The sequence below is a fragment of the Corticicoccus populi genome (assembly GCF_042686195.1).
Classification (GTDB): Bacteria; Bacillota; Bacilli; order Staphylococcales; family Salinicoccaceae; genus Corticicoccus; species Corticicoccus populi.
The window spans coordinates 187440-209433 of sequence record NZ_JBHUOQ010000005.1; the positions used below are offsets into that span (position 1 = coordinate 187440).

Sequence of the window (21994 nt, forward strand, 5' to 3'; positions counted from 1 at the left end):
TTATATGTTAGTTTTTATTTTTATTTTCTAAAACAGCCACACTCATCAGATGCGGTACTTTATATTTATTTTTGTCGACATTTTCAATTAGATTTTTCTCAATTTTTTTCAATGTCTCTTTTCTTTCTTTCTCTTTGAAAGCAGCAAGTGAAGACACCGAACTTAAACGCCCCATCCAGTCTTCATGCTTATACTTCACTTTATACTCTTTTTTAAACAGTTCAACTAAATCAAACCGTGCAAGCTGCCACTCTTCAAACCACTCCACCGGAAAGTTGTTAATCAGCTGATCTGCGTACGACTTTGTACCCGGTGACGACACTGAATGTTTCTGAGCATTTTTTCTAATGATTTTCATGGACTCTTTTACTGCCTTGGTTGCACCTGTAAAACCTGCATCACCGATCACAAGAAATCCGCCGGGTTTTAATACACGTTTAACCTCATCAATCACTTCATCACGATCAAACCAGTGCCATGCACGCATTACTATAACAATGTCATAGGTCTGTGACGGAAGACCGCTTTTCTCAGCAGTACCCTCCAAAAATTGTACCCTTTGATTATCCTTAAATTCCTTCTTTGCGAATTCAATAAATTTTTTCGTAGGATCCACTGCATCAATAATTGCACCTTTTTCTGACAGAGTATTGCTTAAATATCCCGGACCGCAGCCAAGATCTGCAATTTTTGCACCGGAAATATTGATTCCTCTCAACTCTAAGTTATCAATAAATGCTTCTGGAATATCATCACGTGATTCAATATATGCGTCTGCAATTTGATCGTAATTTGTTACCATGATTAATGACCACCTCTCATGTTAATATTTTAACATTAAGTAAATTTTATTTGCAAAATAATTATCAAAAATTCCTAGTCTATTGTACTTCATTTTTCATTCTTCTTCCATAAAAAAAAACACTTCTATATTTAAATATAAAAGTGCTTTCTACTAATATTTTAATAAGTCTCCTCAAGCAGACGCTTAATCTCCTGAATTTTACCTGCATGAAGTGCTTCGTGTGCAATGATAAAAGCAGAAAGTGTATCACTTCTTGAATTTCCAAGTACAGCTTCATCCAGCTCACCTTCGAGTCTTTCCTCCGGAACTTCACCGTATTCATCCACCTGTCTATCGAGTATTTCTTTGATCTCTTCAAAAGAAGGTGTCTCATCATCAAACTGATCCGGTGATGTACCGTAACCGAAATATTTCTTCAAACGCTTTTGGTCGGAATCATCTTTTTCAAGAAGGCGGACAAGTTCTCCCTCAATGTTATCCGCTACATGACCGAACTGCCAGTGCAGATTATTATTAAACCCTGCCGGTACAATATCTATCAGACTTTGATCTGTATCTTCATATGCCTTAAGCACCCAGTTTCTTACGGATTTAAGTTGTGAATGTAATAGTTCTTTTGTCATTTATTATGCCTCCAAATATTTGATTATTTAATTACTATACTACACTAAAAAATAGATGAGAAACTATAAACTTTAAAAGTGAATCAAGATCCTCCCGGCACCATTGTTTCATATTTGTTTTTACTATCGTACAATGAAGACTAAATAAAAATTAGTAAGGAGTATTTTATGACTAGACTTTTATTAAATTTAATTATTATGGGTATTCTTGTACTTCTATTAAACTGGGTATTCTCCACCTTTGTCCCGAGTCTCGGCAATTACAGTCTCCCAATATCCATACTTCTTGGTGTCACAGCAGGCTTCTATATCTACACACTCATTGATAACAGAATTGGCTGAATATGGTCAAATCACTTGATTATTTCGAAAATCGGAATATAATTAGTGTATTATTCTAAATTTAGGAGGTCTTTTTGTGCCTGAAATATCTACAAAACCAGATTACCGTCTGATTGTCATTCTGTTATCTGGTGCTTTTGTTGCGCTGTTGTCAAATACTTTTTTAAATGTTGCACTGCCTTCTATTAAAAATGATTTTGATATCTCAACTTCTTCTGTTCAATGGGTTTCCACCGCCTACATGCTTGTCTCAGGTGTCGTCATTCCTACGACTGCTTACTTAATGCAGAAATTCAGTGCGAGACGGCTGTTTTTGACATCTATGCTTTTATTTCTTTCCGGAACTATCATCGCGGGCTTTTCTCCAACGTTTATCGTCTTAATTATCGGCCGTATGATTCAGGCTTCCGGGTCGGCTATCTTAATGCCGCTTCTCATGAATGTAATGATTACAAGCTTTCCGCCCCATCAGCGCGGGACTGCTATGGGACTTTTCAGTCTGGTCATGTTCTTTGCTCCTGCAATCGGCCCGACTCTTTCCGGGTTCATCGTTCAAAGTTATTCATGGCATATGCTGTTCTTCATGATGGTGCCTGTACTTGTTATTGTTCTCGCTATCGGATACTTTCTTTTACCTGAAGTTCAGAATAAATATCATGCCAAACTCGATATTCCTTCAATCATATTATCTACAATCGGCTTCGGCGGTATGTTATACGGCCTGAGTTCTGCAGGTAATAACGGCTGGGGCTCTATCGATGTCATTCTTTCACTCACTGCCGGTGCGGCTGCATTAATTTTCTATGTAACGAAACAAACACGCATGGATGATCCGGTACTGGATTTTGGAGTATACAAATTCCCAATGTACGCACTTGCAGCTATGCTTGTCGGTACTGCGAATGTCGCATTGTTTTCCGGTATGATATTGATGCCTATTTTCCTTCAGGATCTTCAGGGGATATCACCTCTTGAAACAGGACTTCTCCTGCTGCCGGGTGCTTTAATTATGGGATTCATGAGTCCTGTATCCGGCCGTCTGTTTGATATTTTCGGTCCTAAGGTGCTGGCAATCATAGGCCTGACCCTTGCTGTCGTGACAACATTCTTCTTCAGCCGTCTGACACTGGAAACCAGCTTTTCAACACTGCTGATTCTGTACTCTGTACGTGCTTTCGGATTAACGCTTGTTTTCACGCCGGTCATGACAAATGGAATGAATCAGCTGACCGCAAAATTAACACCGCACGGCTCTTCATTAAACAGTATGCTTCAGCAGGTCAGCGGCGCTGTCGGTATCGCGCTTTTAATTACATTGATGCAGACCTATGCCAATGCACAGCTTAAAGGTGTTTCTGCACCGACTGAAACAATGGTTAACGCAGCCACACTTGCGGGAATTAACTTCTCATTCTTCATTTCAACTATTTTGATGGCTGTTTCACTGATTATGGCATTCTTCTTAAAACGAGTGACATCCAGTGAAACCAGCACCCAGTCACTCGGACGTACTAAAAAAATTGAGATTGAAAAAGAATAATGTATAACAAAAAAACCATCCGTCCGGATGGTTTTTTATTATAAACTGAAACTGTTCAGCTTTATTCTGCTGCGAGTTCAATAATTTTCGAGATGACTTTTACGGATTTCTCCATATCATTTACGGAAGCATATTCGAACTTCCCGTGGAAGTTTTCACCGCCTGTAAAAATATTCGGTGTCGGTAGTCCTTTATATGACAACTGTGACCCATCAGTTCCGCCCCTTACAGGTACAATCACCGGCTCAATATTCAATGACTCCATAGCCCGGCGCGCATTGTCTACAATATGCATGACCGGCTCTATTTTATCTTTCATATTGTAATATTGATCTTCCATATCCAGAATCACACGGTGTTCACCATATTTATCCTGAAGTTCTTTCACTTTTTCCTCCATGAATGCTTTACGCTCTTCAAACTTATCCTTATCAAAATCACGGATAATATACGTTGCCTGTGTTTCTTCAACATCACCCGACACATTATGAAGATGGAAGAATCCTTCGTAACCTGATGTATGTTCCGGTGTATCTTTCTCATCAAACTTAAGAACAAATTCCGACAGCATTCTGTTGGCATTGACCATCTTGTCTTTAGCAGTACCAGGGTGCACACTGTTGCCGATAAATTTCACCTGGACACCTGCCGCATTGAAGCTTTCGTACTGAAGCTCCCCTAATGGACCGCCGTCAACCGTATATGCGTATTCAGCACCAAAACGTGCAACATCAAAATGATGCGGCCCTCTGCCGATTTCTTCATCCGGCGTAAACGCAACACGTACATCACCGTGTTTAATTTCAGGGTGATTAATCAGATATTCAACAGCAGTCATAATCTCAGTGATTCCCGCCTTATTGTCCGCACCCAGTAAAGTAGTGCCGTCTGTGGTGATTAATGTATGCCCCTTATAATTTTCAAGCTCCGGGAACTCATCCGGTGAAAGTACAATATTTAACGCCTCATTCAAAACAATATCGCCGCCGTTATAATCTACAATCTGCGGTTTGACATTGGCACCGGTAAAATCGCGTGAAGTATCAATATGTGCAAGGAAACCAATGACAGGCACACCTTCGGTATTTTTAGGAAGTGTTGCGAATAAATATCCTTTGTCATCCACTGACACATCCTGCATACCGATTTCTTTCAATTCTTTTTCCAGCATGTGAACTAAATCCCACTGCTTTGAAGTAGACGGTGTAGACGCACTGCCCGGATCAGATTCTGTGTCCACTTTTGCATAACGCGTTAAACGCTCGATTAATGTTTCTTTCATTCCTTGACATCTCCTAAGTTGTTTTCTAAGCAATGCAGATTATTTTTTATCTATATCTTTCCAGCCATAGTAAACTTCTTTATGTTTTTCATCTCCGATTTCAACCGTTTCCTCACCAATTACGGTACCGCCCATATGCTCATAAAACGCACATGCCGGATTATCGGCAAGTACCCCGAGCAGCATATTTTTGTGCCCTTTTTCAACTAAATCGGCAATCACTGTATTGAACAGTTTTTTACCACCGCCGATTCTCTGCGAGTCTTTATATAAATACATGGCATAAAGTTCACTGTCATAGTCTTCAAATTTTGTACTGTTGTGTGCACCGCCTGCTGCAAAGCCGACAGTCGCTCCGGAATCTTCTTCAAGCACGTACACTTTACTCTGGCGGATGGCCTGCTGCCACATTTCAGTACGGTCTTCAACACTCATACTGTCCAGATACTCATCGCTCACGATTCCTTTGTACGTGGTTCTCCAGCTTCCGATTTGAGTCTTTGCGATATCTACAGCGTCCCCGGGATTCGCTCTTCTTACATTTAATAAAGTCATGTTAACCCCTCCATCTTATTTAACAACTATCTATCTGTTTTTAAACGGCTTTCCAGCTGGTGACGCTCAATTGCCAGTTCAATTAAACGGTCGATTAATTCACTATACCCGACTCCGCTGACTTCTAAAAGTTTCGGATACATACTGATACTTGTAAATCCCGGAAGTGTGTTCACTTCATTAACTATCACAGTATCATCCTCTGTTAAAAACACATCCACTCTTGCCATACCCTCACAGTCGAGTGTATTGAATGTATCTGCTGCGACCTGCTGAATTTTTTTAGTGACTGTATCACTCAGTTCCGCAGGAATTTGAAGGACTGCACCATCGTCGTCAATATATTTTGAATCATAGGAATAAAATTCTGTCGACGAAATAATTTCACCCGGAAGTGAAACAAATATATCCGTATTACCAAGTACCGACACTTCAATTTCACGTCCGTCGATTCCCTTTTCAATCATCACCTTTGTATCAAAGGAGAATGCAGCATCCAGTGCCTGATAAAAAGACTTTTCATCGGTCACTTTGGATACACCGACTGATGAACCCTGGTTCACCGGTTTGATAAACATCGGCAGGCCGAAACTATCTTTAACTTCTTCAAATTTCACCTGGTCCCTGTGCTGCCTTTTGATGACGGTACCATCAGCTACATCAATGCCCTGAAGAGTTAAAAGCCGCTTCGTCATATCCTTATCCATGCATACTGCAGAACTTCTCACATTACAGCCGGCATAAGGGATATCAAGCAGTTCAAGGACACCCTGTATTTTGCCGTCCTCTCCGGCAGTACCGTGAAGTACCGGGATGACTGCGTCCAGTTTCAATGGTGTATCTCCTGCCGCGAGATGCTTGGACGGGATAAGAGTCAGTGCTTCAGTGTTATCTTCCGACAGTATTTTGATTTCCTCTGAATCCCTGGAAAGCATCCACTCCCCGTCTTTTGAAATGTAGATCAGTGATATGTTGTACTTATCATGATCCACCGCTTTCAGTACACTTTCTGCCGAACGTAAAGACACTTCGTGTTCGGTTGATTTTCCACCATATAGTATTCCTATATTTAATTTACTCATATTATTCACTCCACTGTCCAGCTTACAACGCAATTTACTACTTTTGTCGTATCTCTTTACTGACTAATTTATATTATATTTAAAAATGGGTCATTACATTTAAAATTTTAACATTTAACGGGGTGGATTGCTCATATTAACCCCGTAAAGATTTCCCGCTGAAGAGCGGAGTCGTGTATAATCGTTTTTATGCGTATATAGACAAACAAATTTAAGGAGGTTTTTTCGTGAAACGTTTCTTCTCCTATTATGCTCCGTACAAATTATTGTTTTTTGTCGATTTTTTCTGTGCGGTAGTTGTAGGATTATTAGAACTTGCCTTTCCGCTCATTGTAAACTTATTTATCGATGAGCTGCTGCCGTCCGGAAACTGGCGGTGGATTATACTTGCTGCGGCAGGGCTCGTTGTGATTTATTTCTTTAATACATTTTTACAGTTTGTCGTTACATACTGGGGGCATATGCTCGGCACAAATATAGAGCGTGACATACGTAATGATTTATACGGACATATTCAAAAGCTGTCCTACCGCTTTTTTGATAATACTAAAACCGGTAAACTGCTGACACGTTTAACCAATGATTTAATGAATGTCGGTGAAATGGCCCATCATGGTCCGGAAGACTTGTTTATTGCCGTCATGACCCTTTTAGGCGCATTTTTAATCATGCTGAATATCCATGTTGAACTGGCTATTATTTCATTTATTATCGTACCGCTCATATTAATCATTGCGATATACTTTAATAAGAAAATGACAGTGGCATTCCGCGAACTGTTCAGCCGCGTATCAGATTTCAACCATATGATTGAAGATAAAGTCGGCGGTATCCGTCTTGTACAGGCATTTGCCAACGAAGACCGTGAAATGACTTCATTCAGAAAATTGAACGAGGCATTCAGAACAACAAAATTAAAAGCATATAAAATAATGGCAATGAACACCTCATCCACTTATATGTTAATGAGACTTGTTACCGTCTTTATATTGATTGCAGGTGCATACTATACAATGCGCGGCGAGTTGACATTCGGGGAGTTTGCAGCATTCATTCTGATTTCCAATATTTTATTCAAACCTTTGGAAAAAATTAATGCCGTTATTGAATTATATCCAAACGGCATCGCAGGGTTTAATCATTTTACTGAGATTATGCGTGAGGAACCTGATGTTGCCGACCGGGAAAATGCTTCAGATCTGACAGATGTTTCCGGCCGCATTTCTTACCAGAACGTGACATTCGGATATGATAATAAAACGGTACTGGAAGATATTTCATTAACCATTAATCCCGGTGAGACCATCGCCTTTGTCGGACCGAGCGGTGCCGGAAAAACAACACTGTGCTCACTCCTGCCGAGATTTTATGATGTGACAGACGGACAGATTACCATTGACGGTGAAGATATCCGTGATTACACACTTCACTCACTCAGAAAGAATATCGGAACTGTTCAGCAGGATGTCTTTTTATTCTCAGGTACACTGCGGGATAATGTCTCATACGGCCGCCCGGATGCTTCAGATGAAGAAATTTATGATGCGCTTGAAAAGGCACAGCTTAAGGAACTTGTCGATGAATATCCACGCGGACTCGAGACTGTCGTCGGTGAACGCGGCGTGAAACTTTCCGGCGGGCAGAAGCAGCGGATTGCTATCGCCCGGATGTTCTTAAAAAATCCGCCGATTCTTATTCTGGACGAGGCAACGAGCGCACTCGATACCGCAACGGAAATCCAAATCCAGACAGCACTGAACCGTCTGGCTGAAGGGCGTACGACACTTGTGATTGCACACAGACTCGCCACCATTAAAAATGCCGACAGAATTATGGTTGTAACGAAAGACGGCATTGCTGAAAGCGGAAAGCATGATGAACTGCTCAATCTGGATGACGGTATTTATAAATCACTGCATGACGCACAGTTTCGTACAACATAACAGGAATACCCTGTGACCTGCCGTCTGCCAAATGAAAATTTTATTGACAAGCAGACGGCGAATTGTTAGAATTTAACCAATATTTAAAATGATTTGAGTGAATGTTATGTCTTACAATACTTCTCAACAATTAAATCATTTCTTTTTCAGCTATTTTAGATAGCGTCTATACCCCATCACGGATATAGACGTTCTTATATCTATGATGGCTGATCAACATGCAGAATGTTAACCAGTCACGTGAGAAATCTTAAGTGGCTGTACCATATGATTGTCCGACCATTTATGTTCCTCTCACTTGATGGGTTGAAACTGTAAATGGTCTTTTTTATTTTTAATCAGGGAGAGTGAATATATTGCTAATTGGCTATCAAGGTGTTCCAGGCAGTTACAGTACGGTTGCGTGTCAAAAATTCATGGGGGAGAATCAAGATCATACAAAAGGTTTCCTTACGTTCCGGCTGCTCGTGGATGCACTGTTAAATGATGAAGTGGACTACATCGCACTGCCTGTAGAAAATTCTACAAGTGGTCCGATTACCCGGACCATCGATTTAATGAAATATCTGGATGTTGAAGCAACAGACGAGGTATATGTAAAAATTGATCATGCCTTAATTACAAAACATCCGATTGAGTTATCAAAAATTACTAAAGTATACTCCCACCCGGAAGCACTGGAGCAGTGTTATACATACTTAAGCCAGTATCCGAATATCGAGGTGCTCGAATACAGGGATACAGCGGGTGCAGTAGAAATGGTGAAGAATTCAAAAGATGAAACCATCGCAAGTATTGCCGGCAGCCATGCGGCAGAAATGTACGATATGACTGTCATTCGTGAAAATATCAGTGACAATCCTTTAAATACCACCCGCTTCTTATTCTTTAAGAAGAAAAACGGCCGTATCAACCGGGTGCAGGATAAAACATCCATCTATATAGAAACCGGCCACAGTACCGGTTCATTGAGTGATGTGCTGCAGATCTTTAAGAAACACGAGAATAACCTCGTCTACTTAATGTCCCGCCCTATTCAGGCAAAACCATTCTCGTATGGATTTTTTATCGATGTCGACAGCGGCCTCGGCAACGCCGCATTTTCAAGAGCACTGGAAGAATTAAAAGAAATATGTACTTATATCAATATACTGGGAAGTTATCCGGAAGGAATCATCCCGTCTTATGAAGGAGTTATTCAAAATGAAGCAAATATTAACAGCTAAAAAGCATCTGTTCACACGGATCGCGATTGGTTTTGTACTCGGTATTCTTCTCGGAATATTACTTCCGGAGTTTTCAATACAAATAAAATTCATCGGGGATATTTACTTAAACCTGATTCAGCTGATGATTATTCCCGTCATCTTTGTTGCAGTATCCACCGGTATTATTAACATCGGAAATTCGAGTGATCTCGGACGTATCGGCTTTAAAAGTGTTTCTGTGTTTGTATTGATGTTCATTACAACTGCAGCAATCAGTTTAATCATCTCTTATCTTATCCGCCCCGGTCAGAGAATAGACGTTGAAGCTTCCGGATACGACGGGGAAGTCGCCGAACCCACTTTATCTGATTTTTTCATGAATATTGTTCCTGACAATATATTCATGGCTTTTTCAGAAGGCGATATTCTCGCAACCATTTTGTTTACTGTCGTACTGTCAGTCGCAATTGTCGTGGTTGGAAAAGAAGCGGAACCTGTAAAAAACTTTATCAACAGCTTATCACTTGTCATTTTTAAAGTTCTTGATTTCATTATGGAACTGACACCGATTGGAATCATTTCACTGATGGCATTTGCTGTTGCGGAATACGGCGCAGGTATTTTCTCAGCGCTCGGCCTGTATATTTTTACCGCTTATTTCGCATGTATTGTTGTATTCATACTTGTGATGCTGATTCCGGTATGGCTTTACGGGAAAGTCAGACCTGTTGATTTTATAAAAGGTATTTACAAAGTATGGCTTGTTTCATTATCCACAACAAGTTCTGCTGTAACTATGCCGACTACGATGAAAGTTACACGCTATGATTTTAAAGTTTCAAAACCGGTCACGAACTTTGTAGTCCCTCTCGGCACAACTATCAACATGGCAGGCGGTGCTGTATCATTCAGTTTACTTGCCGTATTTGTGTCCGATTTTTATAACATACCGCTTGGTGTCGGACAGATTATATATCTGGTACTAATCGCAACAGTTTTAAACATGGCAGCACCTGGAATTCCAGGCGGTGGGATTGTACTCGGTGCCTCATTCCTGACACTGCTCGGTCTTCCTATTGAATTGATGGGGCCGATTGCTGCTATTTACCGTTTACTCGATATGGCGTATACAACAATGAATGTGACCGGTGACTCTGCTGCTGCAGTCCTGATTGATCAGTCGGAGAAAAAGCGGACAGAAAAATTAAAAACCCGGAATGCCTGATAGATTAATTTAACACCCGCTCAATGCGGGTGTTTTTTTATAAATTCCATACGTAGTATTGTAAAACGGTTTCATTTAATTTATACTCTTACTAAATCGGTTTACTAAACCGGTTTAGTAATTAATTACAAGGAGAATTTTTTATGAAGAGAATTACCATCAATGATGTTGCTGAAAGAGCAAATGTCTCTAAATCCACAGTATCTCATTATTTGAACAACCGGTTCTCCTATATGGGGAGTGATACTAAAGAACGTATTGCAAAAGCTGTAGAAGAATTAAACTATAATCCGAATTTTATCGCTAAAAGTCTTAAAAATAAAAAGACTATGACTGTTGGCATCATTGTTGCCAACATTCTTCACAGCTTTTCTACACAAATTATCAGAGCAATTGAGGATTATTTTTACACTAAGGACTATCACGTTATTGTTTGTAATGCAGATGACGACCCTGTTAAAGAAAAAAGCTACGTTCAGATGCTCATGTCAAAACAGGTGGACGGCCTGATTGTCATTCCAACACTGGAAAACGAGCTTCTCTTTAAGGATTTATATGAACAAAATTTTCCTGTTGTTTTTATCGACAGATACATAGAAGGTCTTTCTATTCCTTCTTACCTTTTAAATAATGCGCTCGCAATTGAAAACGCTTTTAATTATCTTCTTGAAAAAAAACATAAAGAAATCGGCTTTATTTCCCAGCCGGTGAAAAATATCACACCACGTGTTGAACGGAAAAATGCGTATTTAAAATCATGTCAGACACATGGTATCAAGCCTTTTACCCTTTCAACTTCACTTGATAATCTTCATACGGAAATTAAAAATCATTTAGAAAATAACACAATGCCGTCTTCACTCATCGTTGCGAACGATCTGGCACTACTCGAGGTGCTCCGCTCAGCAAAAGAAACCGGTACTGTCATTCCAAGAGATTTATCCATTATAAGTATTGACGATATTGAATTTACGGAATTTTTTAATCCCAGTTTAACAGTTATCGCGCAGCCTACTTTTGAAATCGGTAAAGCCGCAGCAAGGGGTTTATTTCACACTATTAATCATGAACATACGGATTACAGCACCCATCGTTTTAACCACCAGTTTATAGAGAGGAGCTCAGTTAAACATGAAAACTGAAACAGTACTTCAAACGCTGTCTGAAGAAGTCGGCAATGTATTAAATCAAGTCAGCGCATCATCGCTTGATGCAGCAGCAGAAATGATTCTTAAAGCGGAAAATATATTTATCCAGGGAAATGGACGCAGCGGGCTGGTCGGAAAAATGGCAGCCATGCGCCTCATGCACAGCGGATACCGGGTACATGTCGTCGGAGAATCCACGACTCCAAATTTCACAGAGAATGATTTACTGATCATATTAAGCGGATCCGGAAAAGGAAGCAGCCTGGATCAAATGATTTCAAAAGTAAGGCAGATCGGAGGCTGTACACTTCTCGTTACAGCAGCTGATGATCCTGAAGTTACAGATAAATTTGATGAATCAATTTTCATTAAGGCAAGTACAAAACATAATAATATTAAAACGATTCAGCCTCTAGGCAATCAGTTTGACCAGGCAATGCACATTGTTCTTGATGCATTAATCGTTTCTCTTAATATCAATACAAACACCTCGAATAATGAACTAAAAGTAAGACACTTTAACTTAGAATAAGGAGAAGATAATGATGAAACAAAGATTAAAAATCACACTGCTTTTAATGTTTATCCTCATGTTAAGTGCCTGCAGCAGTGTCACAGATGTGGAAGAAGGCACTGTAGAAGATCCGATTAAAATTATTGCCGCTCACAACCAGACTTCTACCGACAACCCCTATCAGGATGGCTTACTGGAGTTTAAAGAAGTCGCTGAAGAATTATCAGACGGCAGAATTGAAGTTGAGGTTCATGCGGGTACCATCGGCACCGAAGAATCAGAGTTGATTGAAAAACTTGTGATTGGTGCAGCTGATGTCGTTTTGGTTTCTCCAGGATTCATGACAGCAACAGGTATTGAAGAATTTGATTTCTTTGCACTGCATTATCTTTTTGAGAGCTATGACCATTGGGAAGAAGTGGTAGACGGCGAAATCGGCCGGGAAATCTCAACACTTGTAAATGAAAAATCAGAAAATGACTTTAAAATTATGGGCTACTGGTCAGCAGGTGCACGTCATTTTTACGGTAAACATCCTGTAGAGGAAATGGCAGATTTACGAGGGACAAGCATCAGAACACAGACATCCGGTGTCGTTTCTGAGTTTTGGGAATCTACAGGTGCCCTCCCGACTTCTGTATCCTGGGGTGAACTCTATCAGGCACTTCAGCAGAATGTTGTAGATTCATCTGAGAACTCTTATCCTTACTTCGTTCAGCAGAATCACCATACTACTCAGAACGGTAAGTTCATCACTGAAACTGCACATGATTTTACTACCCGCTTTTTATTAATGAACGGTAATCGATTTGATGAATACGATGAAGATATCCAGGAAATATTACAAACAGCAGCTGATGCATCCGTTGAAGCCGAAAGACAGGCGATTATTGATCAGGATGTAGAGTATAAACAAATTGCACTGGACGCAGGTGCGGAAGTAAATGAAATCGATACAACAGAGCTTGAGGAAGTTGCGTTTCCAATTCAGGACCGTCTTGCTGAAGAACTGGATATGATTGATGTACTGGAAGAAATCCGAAATTTAAGAAAAAACTAAGAGAGGACGAATATAATGAGTCGATTTGTTAAAACACTTGAAAAAATTCAAGTCACTATTGGTATTATTGCCCTGCTCATATTTTTTACTGCTATTCTCATTCAAATTTTAACCCGGTACCTGGGATGGTCTGTTCTTTGGACTGAAGAAGTTTCAACATACAGTTTTATCTGGGCAATGTTCATGGGTGCCAGTGTGATGGTTAACCATAGAGAACATTTCTCGTTTGATACACTGCAGTATAAACTTTCCGAGATTAACCGAAACCGGTTAAATATGTTTATTGACAGTTTATTAATTGCCTTCAATCTTTTTATCGTTTCTTACGGTATTACAATTATCAACCACTTCTGGAATTACAGATGGGAGACTGTGCCTTTCATGAAAATGGGATATGTATGGCTTGTCATTCCTGTTATGGCTGTAAGTATGATTATTTATTCACTCCACCATATTATTGAGCGGGTAAAAAATAATAAAAACCGGTCTGAAAAGGAGGTTGTATAATGGGTATCCTGCTTGTATTAGTTTTTGTTCTGCTTCTTGTTATTGGTGTGCCGATTGCTTTTGTTATCGGTATCGTCTCGCTGCTCGGCATTATGACAATCCCGGATCTTCCTGAGGTGATTGTACCGATGAAGATGGTTAACGGCCTCGACTCCTTTGTCCTTCTTGCCGTGCCTTTATTTATACTCGCTGCAAACATTATGAACTCAGGTAAAATCTCTGAGAAAATGATAGATCTCGCTCTTGCGATTGTTGGTCCGTTAAAAGGAGGTCTTGCACAGTCGAACATCCTCGTATCTATGATGTTCGCAGGCGTTTCAGGAGCCGCACAGGCAGATACTGCCGGTACAGGGAAAGTTTTAATCCCGAGCATGCTTAAAAATGGTTACAGCAAAGAAACATCTGTCGGTGTGACCGCCGCTTCATCAACAATCGGTGTCATTATACCGCCGAGTATTCCAATGATTATTTTTGCCGGAATTGCCAATGCTTCAATCGGCGCTTTATTTTTAGGAGGCATTATACCCGGGATTTTAATCGGTCTTGCGATGATGGTTTTTGTTTATTTTTTGGCCAGGAAAAAGAATTATCCGACATCAAAGAAACTTGCCGGTAAAGAAATCACTGCCAAATTTTTAGATGCACTGCCTGCCCTGTTAACGATTGTCATTATTATCGGAGGAATCACTTCCGGTATATTTACTGCGACAGAATCTGCAGCCATCGCATCAATCTATACATTTTTAATCAGCATGTTCTACTATAAATCTTTAAAATTAAAAGATTTACCGAAAATCATTTTTGATACACTGGCTCTGAGCTCATTATCCTTATTTGCACTTGCGACTGCCAGTGCACTTGGAGAATTGCTCAGTTACTACCAGCTCGGTACACTCGCACAGGACTTCTTTACTGATAACATTGGTTCAAAATGGCTGTTTATTCTGTTGATTATTGCTTTCTTCTTAATCATCGGTACATTTATGGATGCCATACCTGCCATGATTTTATTTGTTCCGGTAATCCTTCCTGCAGCAGCAGCGTTTAACATTGATCCGGTACACCTGGGTATTATCGTTGTAATTACTCTTGCGATTGGTCTCGCAACACCACCATATGGTCTATGCCTGTTGATTGCCAGTAAAATAGGCGGTCTATCCGTAGAAAGGTCTTTTGTTGCAGTCATACCGTACCTGCTCATTATTCTTGCCGTTTTACTGCTCGTTGCTTTTGTTCCGTCAATCATTCATTTTATACCTGATTTAATAGGAGGGAATGCAGAATAAATGAAAGAATTATATCAGCACCTGAATACGTTTTTAACAGACGGCACAGTCATCGGCATGGGCTCCGGATCTACAATCGAGGGGTATATCCCTTCGGCCAGGGCTTATATTGAAGAAAATAGTCTCAACATACAGTTCGTTCCCACATCTGTAAAGACAGAAAAAGCATTACACGACCAGCAGCTTAAAGTTACTTTTGATACTGAAGAAATTGACTTTACGATTGACGGCGCCAATCAGTTCACTGCTGATTTAAATGCCGTGAAAGGCGGCGGCGGTTCACTGCTCAGGGAGAAACAGATTGGATATTTTTCAAAACATATTATTATTGCCGCGAAAAAAACAAAAGAAACACCCTCATTTGAAGGTGTTAAAATCCCTGTAGAAATCAATCCGTTTCTGATGAATTTAACCAAACTGGAAATCATGAATTACGGTACCTCCCTTTCTGATAGAATGGATGGAGATACTTTATTTACATCCGATAACGGAAACTATATTGTTGACTGTACTTTTGAAAAGATTGATGATCTGAACGTCCTGCAGAATCAAATGCTGAATATCCCGGGTGTAATAGAAACAGGTATATTCAACCATTATATTAAGCAGGTTGTCAGTTTCGATGACAATGGAATAACTGTTTATGAAAGGAGCCGTCCATGAAACTGCAAATTGCCCTTGATCGTTTGAGCAGGGAAAAATGTATTGAAGTAATCGACACAGTAAAAGAGCACATTGATATTATTGAAATCGGTACAGGTGTCATTAATGAATACGGTCTGTCACTGGTGCGTGATATTAAGCAGCTGTATCCTGATAAAAAAATTCTCGCTGATTTGAAAATATGTGATGCCGGGGAAAGTGAAAGCCGTAATGCCTTTGAATACGGTGCCGATATTATTACTGTGATGTCATTCGCAGATCCCTCCACTATTGAAGCGTGCGTTAAAAACGCTGAAAAATACGAACGGGAAACAGTCGTGGATCTTTTGAATAATCAGTCGGAAGAGACTTTACACCAGCTTGCAGGCATCAACGTTACAAGTGTCAGTCTGCATATCGGAAAAGACCAGCAGAAAGACGGTGCAGTATTTTCCCCGCTGTCCCGTCATATTCATAACTTTGACTTTAATGTTTATGTTGCAGGCGGCATCAATAATGAAAACATTGATGACTATTTAAAGCTTAAACCCGAGGTTGTGATTGTCGGAAGCGGCATTACTAAAAGCGCAGACCCAGCCTCTGCCGGCGAACAGTTAAAACGTAAAATTTCTTTATATTAGATTACGGAGGAAATTAAATGAAAAAGTACGATATTCTAAATCAATTACAGAAAAATTACCTTGTTGCAGTTGTCCGTGGAAAACAATTTGATGAAACCATTCAAATTATTGAAGCTGTTTTGGAAGGCGGCATTTCAAATATTGAAATCACATATACTACGCCCCGGGCGAGTGAATTAATCAGCCATTTCAGGGACCGCACTGATTTATGTGTCGGTGCAGGTACTGTGATGACGGCACATAATGCCGATGAAGCAATCAGAAACGGGGCTGCTTATGTGGTCAGCCCGCATTTTGATGCTGAAATCTCTAAAATATGCAATCTGTACCATATCCCCTATCTACCCGGCTGCGGCTCTGTTACTGAAGTCACTGAAGCTTTTAAGTCAGGTGTAGACGTTGTTAAATTATTCCCGGGCGGTGTACTCGGCGCTTCATTCATCAAAGATGTAAAAGGACCGATTCCCCACGCCAATGTCATGCCATCAGGCGGTGTGTCCAAAGACAATATCGGAGACTGGATTAAAAACGGTGCATTCGCAGTCGGTATCGGCAGTGCGCTGACAAAAGGCTTCGACGGGACAGATACGGGCGTTATTACTGATAACACAAAATCATTTGTTAATGCATATAAAAATGCGATAAAAGGCGGGAATTAAAAATGAAACTCATTACATTTGGTGAAATTATGATGAGACTCTCCACGCCCCCGCAGGCAACTTTAACGAACAACCCGTCATTTGATGTGAATATCGGCGGCAGTGAGATGAACGTTCTCATGGGGCTTGCTTCTTCCGGTGTCGATGTTTCAATGGTAACGGCACTTCCCGGTAATGCATTCGGCAGAAGAGTCACACAGCTTTTGAAAATGCATAATATTGATACATCATCCATTAAATATCAGGGAGAACGAATCGGCGTTAATTTTATGGAACTCGGATTCGGTGTCCGCTCCACTTCTGTTGTTTATGACAGAAAACATTCAAGCTTTAACCAGTCCGGTCCGGATGACTACGATTTTGAAAAAATCTTTGAAGGTTTTGACTGGTTCCACTTCAGCGGGATTACACCTGCCCTGACTAAAGAACTGGAAGCAGCCTTATTAAAGGCATTGGAAGCAGCTAAAGGACGCGGCATGAAAATCAGTGCCGACTTAAATTTCCGGGGTAACTTGTGGAGTTTTGAAGAGGCTAGAAAAGTGATGAGTCCGCTCGTGAAATACTGTGACGTATTATTTGGTTACGAGCCCCTTGAACTGATTGAAGACAACAAGGATATTAAGGACGGTCTGGAACGTAACCCGGATGCCGATACACTAAAACCCATTCTTGATAAAATTCATGAGTTCTACGGTATAGAAACCATCGCCTTCACACAAAGAACTGTGATTAACAGTAATAAAAACAGTATTAAAGGCGTTATTTCCAATAAAGGAGAAATCACCGAAACTGCCGCCTATGAAGTCGATATTTTAGATAGAATCGGTTCAGGTGATGCTTTTACTGCGGGTGTTCTTTACGGCTTAATCCATCAGCACCCAGCTGAACACACTTTAAAAACAGCACTTGGAAATATGTTGTACAAGCATACCATCACAGGAGATTTCCTCGCAGAAGATATTCAGAATATGTCGGATATTCTTGACGGCAGTAAAGAAGTAAAACGTTAAAAGACCTCTTATACAAAACACGGTTACCGGACGCATCCGGTAACCGTGTTTTTATCTTTTCAGCATCTCAACCTCAATCAGTCGCCGTCTTTACAACTCTGCACTGTAACTCAAGTACAGTCCGACAATAAACAAAATAGCAACTGCAAAATAAGAAACCAGACGCCATCCACCGTCAATTACGGTCATATTGGCAAACATCAGCAGTGTCCCCACTAAAAAACATAACGTAGCAGCTTTTTTCATGTTTAACCTTCCCCGTTTTTATCAGTGAACCAGACTGTTTTTTCTTCGAATGGAATCCGCTTTCTCTTCACTTCTTTTTTCATATCGGATTCTCCTATAAATACAGCACCAAGAATTTCTTCATCTTCACGCAGGTTAAAAAGGTCCTTAACCGGTTCCGCATAATATGCAGGACCACTCTTCCAAATCGCACCAAGCCCCTTGCCGTGTGCTTCAAGCAGCATATTCTGAATGGCTGCAGATACGGCAGATACATCTTCAATGTATATCGCCTTCTTACTGTCCTGTTTAGGTGACAGGGCAATGACAATAATAGTTGGTGCAATTAAAGGTTTTCTGCTGATTTTCTCAATTCGTTTTTTACCGGATTCACTTTCCGGATCTTCAACACGTGTATGCGCCCATTCTTTCATTGCGTCCACCAGCTGATAACGTCCGTCACCTGTTAACACAAAAAATTTCCACGGTTCTGTATGGTGATGGTTCGGTGCCCATACTGCTGCTTCCAGCAGTTCTTCAATCGTTTCTTTTGATAAAGGTTCTGTATCTTTAAATATTTTTACACTGTGACGTGTTCTGATTGCCTCTGAAATATTCATATGATTACTCCTCTGCTTATTAATAATTTTATTTTACCAGAGCGCGTGCAGTTTCCACAAAATACTCTGTGCCCAGTAAAAGTGCATCCTCATCAATGGTAAATTCAGGATTGTGAAGCGGATGTTTATTATCAAGTGCTTCACTGTACACACCAATCTGCTGCATAGACCCCGGGACCACGCTTGAGAATGAAGCAAAATCCTCTGTGCCGTATGACGGGTATTCCCCCTCAATAATATGATCTGCACCAACAATCTTTTCAAATACTTTTCTTGAAATCTCCGTTGCGTCTTTATCGTTCACAACACCCGGATATCCAATATCCCACTTAATATCGTAAGCTGCATTATGAGCGAGTGTCACGCCCTTCAAAATTCTTTCAAGTTCGTTACGTGCTGTTACCCTCGATGTCTCATCGAGCGAACGTATTGTCCCTGAAATATCCACCCTGCCGGGGATCGCATTCACAACTTCCCCTGCATGGAAATTTGTCACTGAAACTACAGGTGTATGGTTCGGTGATATTTTTCTTGAAACGATGGACTGTACAGCAGTCGTAAACTCCGCTCCGACAATAATCGGGTCAATCGCATTAAAAGGCTGTGCCGCATGGGCACCGGAACCGTGAATCGTAATATAAAACTCATCAGCAGCCGCACACCACGGGCCTTCCTTGATTGAAAAAGTCCCTGTCGGATAATCCGGAGATACATGAAGGGCATATGCATAGTCCACCCCGTCTGTAATTCCTGCATCCACCAGTTCGTGGGCACCGCCCGGGTACTCTTCCTCAGCATGCTGGAAGACAAAACGGATTTCACCGGAAAAATCTTCACCGGACAGAATTTCCGCTGCACCAAGCAGCATCGCAGGATGAGCATCATGCCCGCATGAATGCATAACGCCGTCATTCACACTTTTAAAATCAAGATCTGTCATCTCCTGCATCGGCAGTGCATCAATATCAGCTCTAAGAAGGATTGTTTTACCGTCCCCATCATTCCTGCCTTTTAATACCCCGACAACGCTCGTTTCCGTCGGACGGCTGACTTCAATACTGCCGAAAGACTTGAGCGTGTTATATATGTAATTGGATGTTTCAAATTCCTTATAGGAGACCTCCGGATGCTGATGAAAATGACGTCTCCATTTAATCAGTTTTTCTTTTATATCATTTGTTGTCACATTAACGCCTCCAGATTTTTCTACCTCTATTATATACGAAGTTACTGTAATTCGATACTGATGTCCAAACGCTTCACCTATATATTATAAGCTATTGGAATAAAAAAATGAGTTTGTTAAAGTGTCATTATATAAATTTAAGATGAGGAGAATTTAAATGGATAGTCTTCTTAAAGATATGTTAATTGTATATATCCCTGTATATATAACGGGATACTTTTTAATAATGGGTTTTCACTTTTTATTTAGTTCCGAGCAAAATTGGACAGGAACATTTTTATTTACATTCATTATTACTTTTATTGTCTTTATATCAAACTATTTAGGAAGAAAAAAAGAAGGCTGACCTACTAAGCATAAAAGCACCATTAAAGAAAAATTACATTGCTATCATTATGCTGTTCTGTTAAAATTCTAATGTTATTCAAACACAGAAAGAAGGACTTTTATTGTACGCTTTAATACTTCTTGGAATTATCGGCGGTACTTTTATACCTGCACAGACTGCAGTTAATACCAGACTGAAACAATTTACCGGCTCAGTATTTATTACTTCCTTTTACTCATTTTTAGTGGGAACAACCCTTTTGTTCCTGGCCAATCTTTTCATTAATCCTGGTTACTTTTCAACAGACTTCTTCATGTCTCAAAACTATTCTTACATTTGGTTTTTCGGCGGAATATTCGGTGTAATCTTTTTAACCGGCAATATCATCCTCCTTCCGAAAATCGGCGCTTCTTTAACAGTTATCATGACAGTGAGCGGCCAGATGATTTCAAGTTTCCTGATCGATACTTTCGGCTGGTTCAATGCTTCTCCGAAAGATGTTCATCTTATGCATATCGTCGGAATTCTGCTTTTAATTTTCGGTGTTATTTTTATGAATGCCAGACGCACTGTTGCTGTACCGGGGGCGAACTCCAGAATATGGATTTTATTCGGGCTGTTCACCGGCACGCTTGTACCAATGCAGACTGCCGTTAACGGGGCTTTAAATGAAGAGACAGGTTCATTTGTATTTGCAACCCTGATTTCATTTACAGTCGGCACTACAATACTGTTAATACTGTCGCTCCTGATTGAAAAGCGCATTTCATTGAAATTTCAGGCAGGGACAGAAAAACTTAAATTGTGGCATTTTCTCGGTGGTCTGCTCGGTGCCTCCACCCTCGCTTTTAACGCTCTTTTAATGCCTGAACTTGGGGCAACATTAACGATGATGGCGGTCATTGTGGGACAGATTTTAATGGGTCTCTTGATTGATCAGCTCGGCCTCTTTGGTCTCCCGAAACAAAGAATTGATGCTAGAAGACTCGCTGCTGTCGCAATGATTGTGACGGGTATCCTGTTACTTCAGTTTTTCTAATTTCAAAATAAATATCATGAAAATAAAAGCGGCCCGTCGGCCGCTTTTTATGATTCTCCTCTTTTATGAATATTTGTCTTTGTCCCTCTGTTTTCCGCGATACCTTCAGCATATTCCACCGCTTCTGTTTTATATTTAAATGTTTTGGATGCCTGTTCTGCACCTTCTGTCTTCACCTTCCATTCATCATCCTCAAAATAAACTTCCACATCATTATTTATGAGGTCGGATCCTCTGCTGTCACTCTCTTCATGCTTTTGAATATTTTTATTTTCAAGTTTTCTCAACGCGTCCGAGTCTGCATCTTTATACCACTTTTCAGCCTGACGTGTACCAATCGGAATCGCTTCATCCTCATCATAACCGTCTTCAATCATCGCATTAATAATATCAATCGCTTTTCTTCTTTCAAGACGCTCCAGATTTTTTAGAGAATCCGGATAATCATTCATTGTATAAGGCATTTATTTCACTCCTTGAGTAAAGTTTAGTAATATAATACCCGAATACACAAAAAGTAATGG

General features: G+C 40.3%; 24 protein-coding genes. 15 read left to right on the forward strand and 9 right to left on the reverse strand.

Annotation, left to right across the window (positions count from 1 at the left end):
* Positions 1-7: 7 nt before the first annotated feature.
* Positions 8-802, reverse strand: coding sequence for a class I SAM-dependent methyltransferase (locus ACFSX4_RS13570; protein WP_377775808.1), 795 nt, complete (start codon positions 800-802; stop codon positions 8-10).
* Positions 803-963: 161 nt separating this feature from the next.
* Entirely contained in the window at positions 964-1428 is a 465-nt protein-coding gene (locus ACFSX4_RS13575; protein ID WP_377775810.1) for a DinB family protein, read from the reverse strand.
* Positions 1429-1596: 168 nt separating this feature from the next.
* On the opposite strand from ACFSX4_RS13575, the gene ACFSX4_RS13580 reads away from it, so the two are divergent.
* Both ACFSX4_RS13580 and ACFSX4_RS13585 read left to right on the forward strand, forming a co-directional pair.
* Positions 1597-1770 carry a hypothetical protein gene (locus tag ACFSX4_RS13580; protein ID WP_377775812.1) on the forward strand — a complete coding sequence of 58 codons (174 nt, stop codon included), beginning with the start codon at positions 1597-1599 and terminating at the stop codon, positions 1768-1770.
* Between the two features lie 76 nt (positions 1771-1846).
* Positions 1847-3310, forward strand: coding sequence for an MDR family MFS transporter (locus tag ACFSX4_RS13585; RefSeq protein ID WP_377775814.1), 1464 nt, complete (start codon positions 1847-1849; stop codon positions 3308-3310).
* 61 nt (positions 3311-3371) lie between these two features.
* Here the strand turns inward: ACFSX4_RS13585 and pepT are convergent, their stop codons facing one another.
* The 3 genes from pepT to ACFSX4_RS13600 are packed head-to-tail and all read right to left on the reverse strand — an operon-like array spanning position 3372 to position 6229.
* Positions 3372-4592, reverse strand: coding sequence for a peptidase T (gene pepT, locus ACFSX4_RS13590; RefSeq protein WP_377775816.1), 1221 nt, complete (start codon positions 4590-4592; stop codon positions 3372-3374).
* A 39-nt stretch (positions 4593-4631) separates the two neighbouring features.
* Complete coding sequence (locus tag ACFSX4_RS13595) at positions 4632-5147, reverse strand: GNAT family N-acetyltransferase (RefSeq protein WP_377775818.1); 516 nt, start codon at positions 5145-5147, stop codon at positions 4632-4634.
* Between the two features lie 26 nt (positions 5148-5173).
* Positions 5174-6229 (reverse strand): D-alanine--D-alanine ligase family protein, encoded by a 1056-nt coding sequence (locus ACFSX4_RS13600; RefSeq protein WP_377775820.1) that lies wholly within the window; start codon positions 6227-6229, stop codon positions 5174-5176.
* 227 nt (positions 6230-6456) lie between these two features.
* Here ACFSX4_RS13600 and ACFSX4_RS13605 point away from each other — a divergent pair, with 227 nt between their 5' ends.
* The 12 genes from ACFSX4_RS13605 (at position 6457) to ACFSX4_RS13660 (ending at position 18072) form a co-directional block, all read left to right on the forward strand.
* Positions 6457-8172, forward strand: a complete 1716-nt coding sequence (locus tag ACFSX4_RS13605; protein WP_377775822.1) for an ABC transporter ATP-binding protein — start codon at positions 6457-6459, stop codon at positions 8170-8172.
* 356 nt (positions 8173-8528) lie between these two features.
* A complete protein-coding gene (locus tag ACFSX4_RS13610; RefSeq protein ID WP_377775824.1) occupies positions 8529-9398 on the forward strand; it encodes a prephenate dehydratase in 870 nt (289 codons plus the stop codon).
* The gene (locus ACFSX4_RS13615) at positions 9376-10605 is read left to right on the forward strand and encodes a dicarboxylate/amino acid:cation symporter (protein WP_377775826.1); all 1230 of its coding nucleotides are present in this window, start codon (positions 9376-9378) and stop codon (positions 10603-10605) included. The genes ACFSX4_RS13610 and ACFSX4_RS13615 overlap by 23 nt, the downstream gene beginning before the upstream one ends.
* A gap of 143 nt (positions 10606-10748) precedes the next feature.
* Positions 10749-11747, forward strand: coding sequence for a LacI family DNA-binding transcriptional regulator (locus ACFSX4_RS13620; RefSeq protein ID WP_377775828.1), 999 nt, complete (start codon positions 10749-10751; stop codon positions 11745-11747).
* The gene (hxlB, locus tag ACFSX4_RS13625; protein WP_377775829.1) at positions 11737-12285 is read left to right on the forward strand and encodes a 6-phospho-3-hexuloisomerase; all 549 of its coding nucleotides are present in this window, start codon (positions 11737-11739) and stop codon (positions 12283-12285) included. Before ACFSX4_RS13620 ends, hxlB begins: the two co-directional genes overlap by 11 nt.
* A gap of 13 nt (positions 12286-12298) precedes the next feature.
* Positions 12299-13327 (forward strand): TRAP transporter substrate-binding protein, encoded by a 1029-nt coding sequence (locus ACFSX4_RS13630; RefSeq protein WP_377775831.1) that lies wholly within the window; start codon positions 12299-12301, stop codon positions 13325-13327.
* Between the two features lie 15 nt (positions 13328-13342).
* A complete protein-coding gene (locus tag ACFSX4_RS13635) occupies positions 13343-13834 on the forward strand; it encodes a TRAP transporter small permease (protein WP_377775833.1) in 492 nt (163 codons plus the stop codon).
* Positions 13834-15120 carry a TRAP transporter large permease gene (locus tag ACFSX4_RS13640; protein ID WP_377775835.1) on the forward strand — a complete coding sequence of 429 codons (1287 nt, stop codon included), beginning with the start codon at positions 13834-13836 and terminating at the stop codon, positions 15118-15120. Before ACFSX4_RS13635 ends, ACFSX4_RS13640 begins: the two co-directional genes overlap by 1 nt.
* Positions 15121-15783: a ribose 5-phosphate isomerase A gene (gene rpiA, locus ACFSX4_RS13645; protein ID WP_377775837.1), complete on the forward strand. Its 663-nt coding sequence runs from the start codon at positions 15121-15123 to the stop codon at positions 15781-15783.
* Positions 15780-16403: a 3-hexulose-6-phosphate synthase gene (gene hxlA, locus ACFSX4_RS13650; protein WP_377775839.1), complete on the forward strand. Its 624-nt coding sequence runs from the start codon at positions 15780-15782 to the stop codon at positions 16401-16403. Before rpiA ends, hxlA begins: the two co-directional genes overlap by 4 nt.
* Before the next feature lie 17 nt (positions 16404-16420).
* Positions 16421-17062: a bifunctional 2-keto-4-hydroxyglutarate aldolase/2-keto-3-deoxy-6-phosphogluconate aldolase gene (locus ACFSX4_RS13655; protein WP_377775840.1), complete on the forward strand. Its 642-nt coding sequence runs from the start codon at positions 16421-16423 to the stop codon at positions 17060-17062.
* 2 nt (positions 17063-17064) lie between these two features.
* Positions 17065-18072, forward strand: coding sequence for a PfkB family carbohydrate kinase (locus ACFSX4_RS13660; RefSeq protein ID WP_377775841.1), 1008 nt, complete (start codon positions 17065-17067; stop codon positions 18070-18072).
* A 90-nt stretch (positions 18073-18162) separates the two neighbouring features.
* On the opposite strand, the gene ACFSX4_RS13665 is transcribed toward ACFSX4_RS13660, so the two are convergent.
* The 3 genes from ACFSX4_RS13665 to ACFSX4_RS13675 are packed head-to-tail and all read right to left on the reverse strand — an operon-like array spanning position 18163 to position 20103.
* Entirely contained in the window at positions 18163-18318 is a 156-nt protein-coding gene (locus tag ACFSX4_RS13665; protein WP_377775842.1) for a hypothetical protein, read from the reverse strand.
* Between the two features lie 2 nt (positions 18319-18320).
* Positions 18321-18917 (reverse strand): nitroreductase family protein, encoded by a 597-nt coding sequence (locus ACFSX4_RS13670; RefSeq protein WP_377775843.1) that lies wholly within the window; start codon positions 18915-18917, stop codon positions 18321-18323.
* A gap of 28 nt (positions 18918-18945) precedes the next feature.
* Positions 18946-20103: a M20 metallopeptidase family protein gene (locus tag ACFSX4_RS13675; protein WP_377775844.1), complete on the reverse strand. Its 1158-nt coding sequence runs from the start codon at positions 20101-20103 to the stop codon at positions 18946-18948.
* Positions 20104-20552: 449 nt separating this feature from the next.
* Between ACFSX4_RS13675 and ACFSX4_RS13680 the strand changes: the two genes are divergently transcribed.
* Positions 20553-21470, forward strand: coding sequence for a DMT family transporter (locus ACFSX4_RS13680; RefSeq protein WP_377775845.1), 918 nt, complete (start codon positions 20553-20555; stop codon positions 21468-21470).
* A gap of 47 nt (positions 21471-21517) precedes the next feature.
* Here ACFSX4_RS13680 and ACFSX4_RS13685 read toward each other — a convergent pair whose 3' ends face one another.
* Complete coding sequence (locus ACFSX4_RS13685) at positions 21518-21934, reverse strand: DUF2188 domain-containing protein (protein ID WP_377775846.1); 417 nt, start codon at positions 21932-21934, stop codon at positions 21518-21520.
* Between the last annotated feature and the right edge of the window lie 60 nt (positions 21935-21994).

What these genes read in the sequence shown, in the direction of transcription:
- ACFSX4_RS13570 (WP_377775808.1), bottom strand. Translation starts at nt 802, where the DNA reads ATGGTAACAAATTACGATCAAATTGCAGACGCATATATTGAATCACGT.
- ACFSX4_RS13640 (WP_377775835.1), top strand. Translation starts at nt 13,834, where the DNA reads ATGGGTATCCTGCTTGTATTAGTTTTTGTTCTGCTTCTTGTTATTGGT.
- ACFSX4_RS13670 (WP_377775843.1), bottom strand. Translation starts at nt 18,917, where the DNA reads ATGAATATTTCAGAGGCAATCAGAACACGTCACAGTGTAAAAATATTT.
- ACFSX4_RS13580 (WP_377775812.1), top strand. Translation starts at nt 1,597, where the DNA reads ATGACTAGACTTTTATTAAATTTAATTATTATGGGTATTCTTGTACTT.
- ACFSX4_RS13620 (WP_377775828.1), top strand. Translation starts at nt 10,749, where the DNA reads ATGAAGAGAATTACCATCAATGATGTTGCTGAAAGAGCAAATGTCTCT.
- ACFSX4_RS13600 (WP_377775820.1), bottom strand. Translation starts at nt 6,229, where the DNA reads ATGAGTAAATTAAATATAGGAATACTATATGGTGGAAAATCAACCGAA.
- ACFSX4_RS13635 (WP_377775833.1), top strand. Translation starts at nt 13,343, where the DNA reads ATGAGTCGATTTGTTAAAACACTTGAAAAAATTCAAGTCACTATTGGT.
- ACFSX4_RS13615 (WP_377775826.1), top strand. Translation starts at nt 9,376, where the DNA reads ATGAAGCAAATATTAACAGCTAAAAAGCATCTGTTCACACGGATCGCG.
- ACFSX4_RS13595 (WP_377775818.1), bottom strand. Translation starts at nt 5,147, where the DNA reads ATGACTTTATTAAATGTAAGAAGAGCGAATCCCGGGGACGCTGTAGAT.
- ACFSX4_RS13685 (WP_377775846.1), bottom strand. Translation starts at nt 21,934, where the DNA reads ATGCCTTATACAATGAATGATTATCCGGATTCTCTAAAAAATCTGGAG.
- ACFSX4_RS13655 (WP_377775840.1), top strand. Translation starts at nt 16,421, where the DNA reads ATGAAAAAGTACGATATTCTAAATCAATTACAGAAAAATTACCTTGTT.
- ACFSX4_RS13665 (WP_377775842.1), bottom strand. Translation starts at nt 18,318, where the DNA reads ATGAAAAAAGCTGCTACGTTATGTTTTTTAGTGGGGACACTGCTGATG.
- ACFSX4_RS13575 (WP_377775810.1), bottom strand. Translation starts at nt 1,428, where the DNA reads ATGACAAAAGAACTATTACATTCACAACTTAAATCCGTAAGAAACTGG.
- hxlB (WP_377775829.1), top strand. Translation starts at nt 11,737, where the DNA reads ATGAAAACTGAAACAGTACTTCAAACGCTGTCTGAAGAAGTCGGCAAT.
- pepT (WP_377775816.1), bottom strand. Translation starts at nt 4,592, where the DNA reads ATGAAAGAAACATTAATCGAGCGTTTAACGCGTTATGCAAAAGTGGAC.
- hxlA (WP_377775839.1), top strand. Translation starts at nt 15,780, where the DNA reads ATGAAACTGCAAATTGCCCTTGATCGTTTGAGCAGGGAAAAATGTATT.
- ACFSX4_RS13660 (WP_377775841.1), top strand. Translation starts at nt 17,065, where the DNA reads ATGAAACTCATTACATTTGGTGAAATTATGATGAGACTCTCCACGCCC.
- rpiA (WP_377775837.1), top strand. Translation starts at nt 15,121, where the DNA reads ATGAAAGAATTATATCAGCACCTGAATACGTTTTTAACAGACGGCACA.
- ACFSX4_RS13630 (WP_377775831.1), top strand. Translation starts at nt 12,299, where the DNA reads ATGAAACAAAGATTAAAAATCACACTGCTTTTAATGTTTATCCTCATG.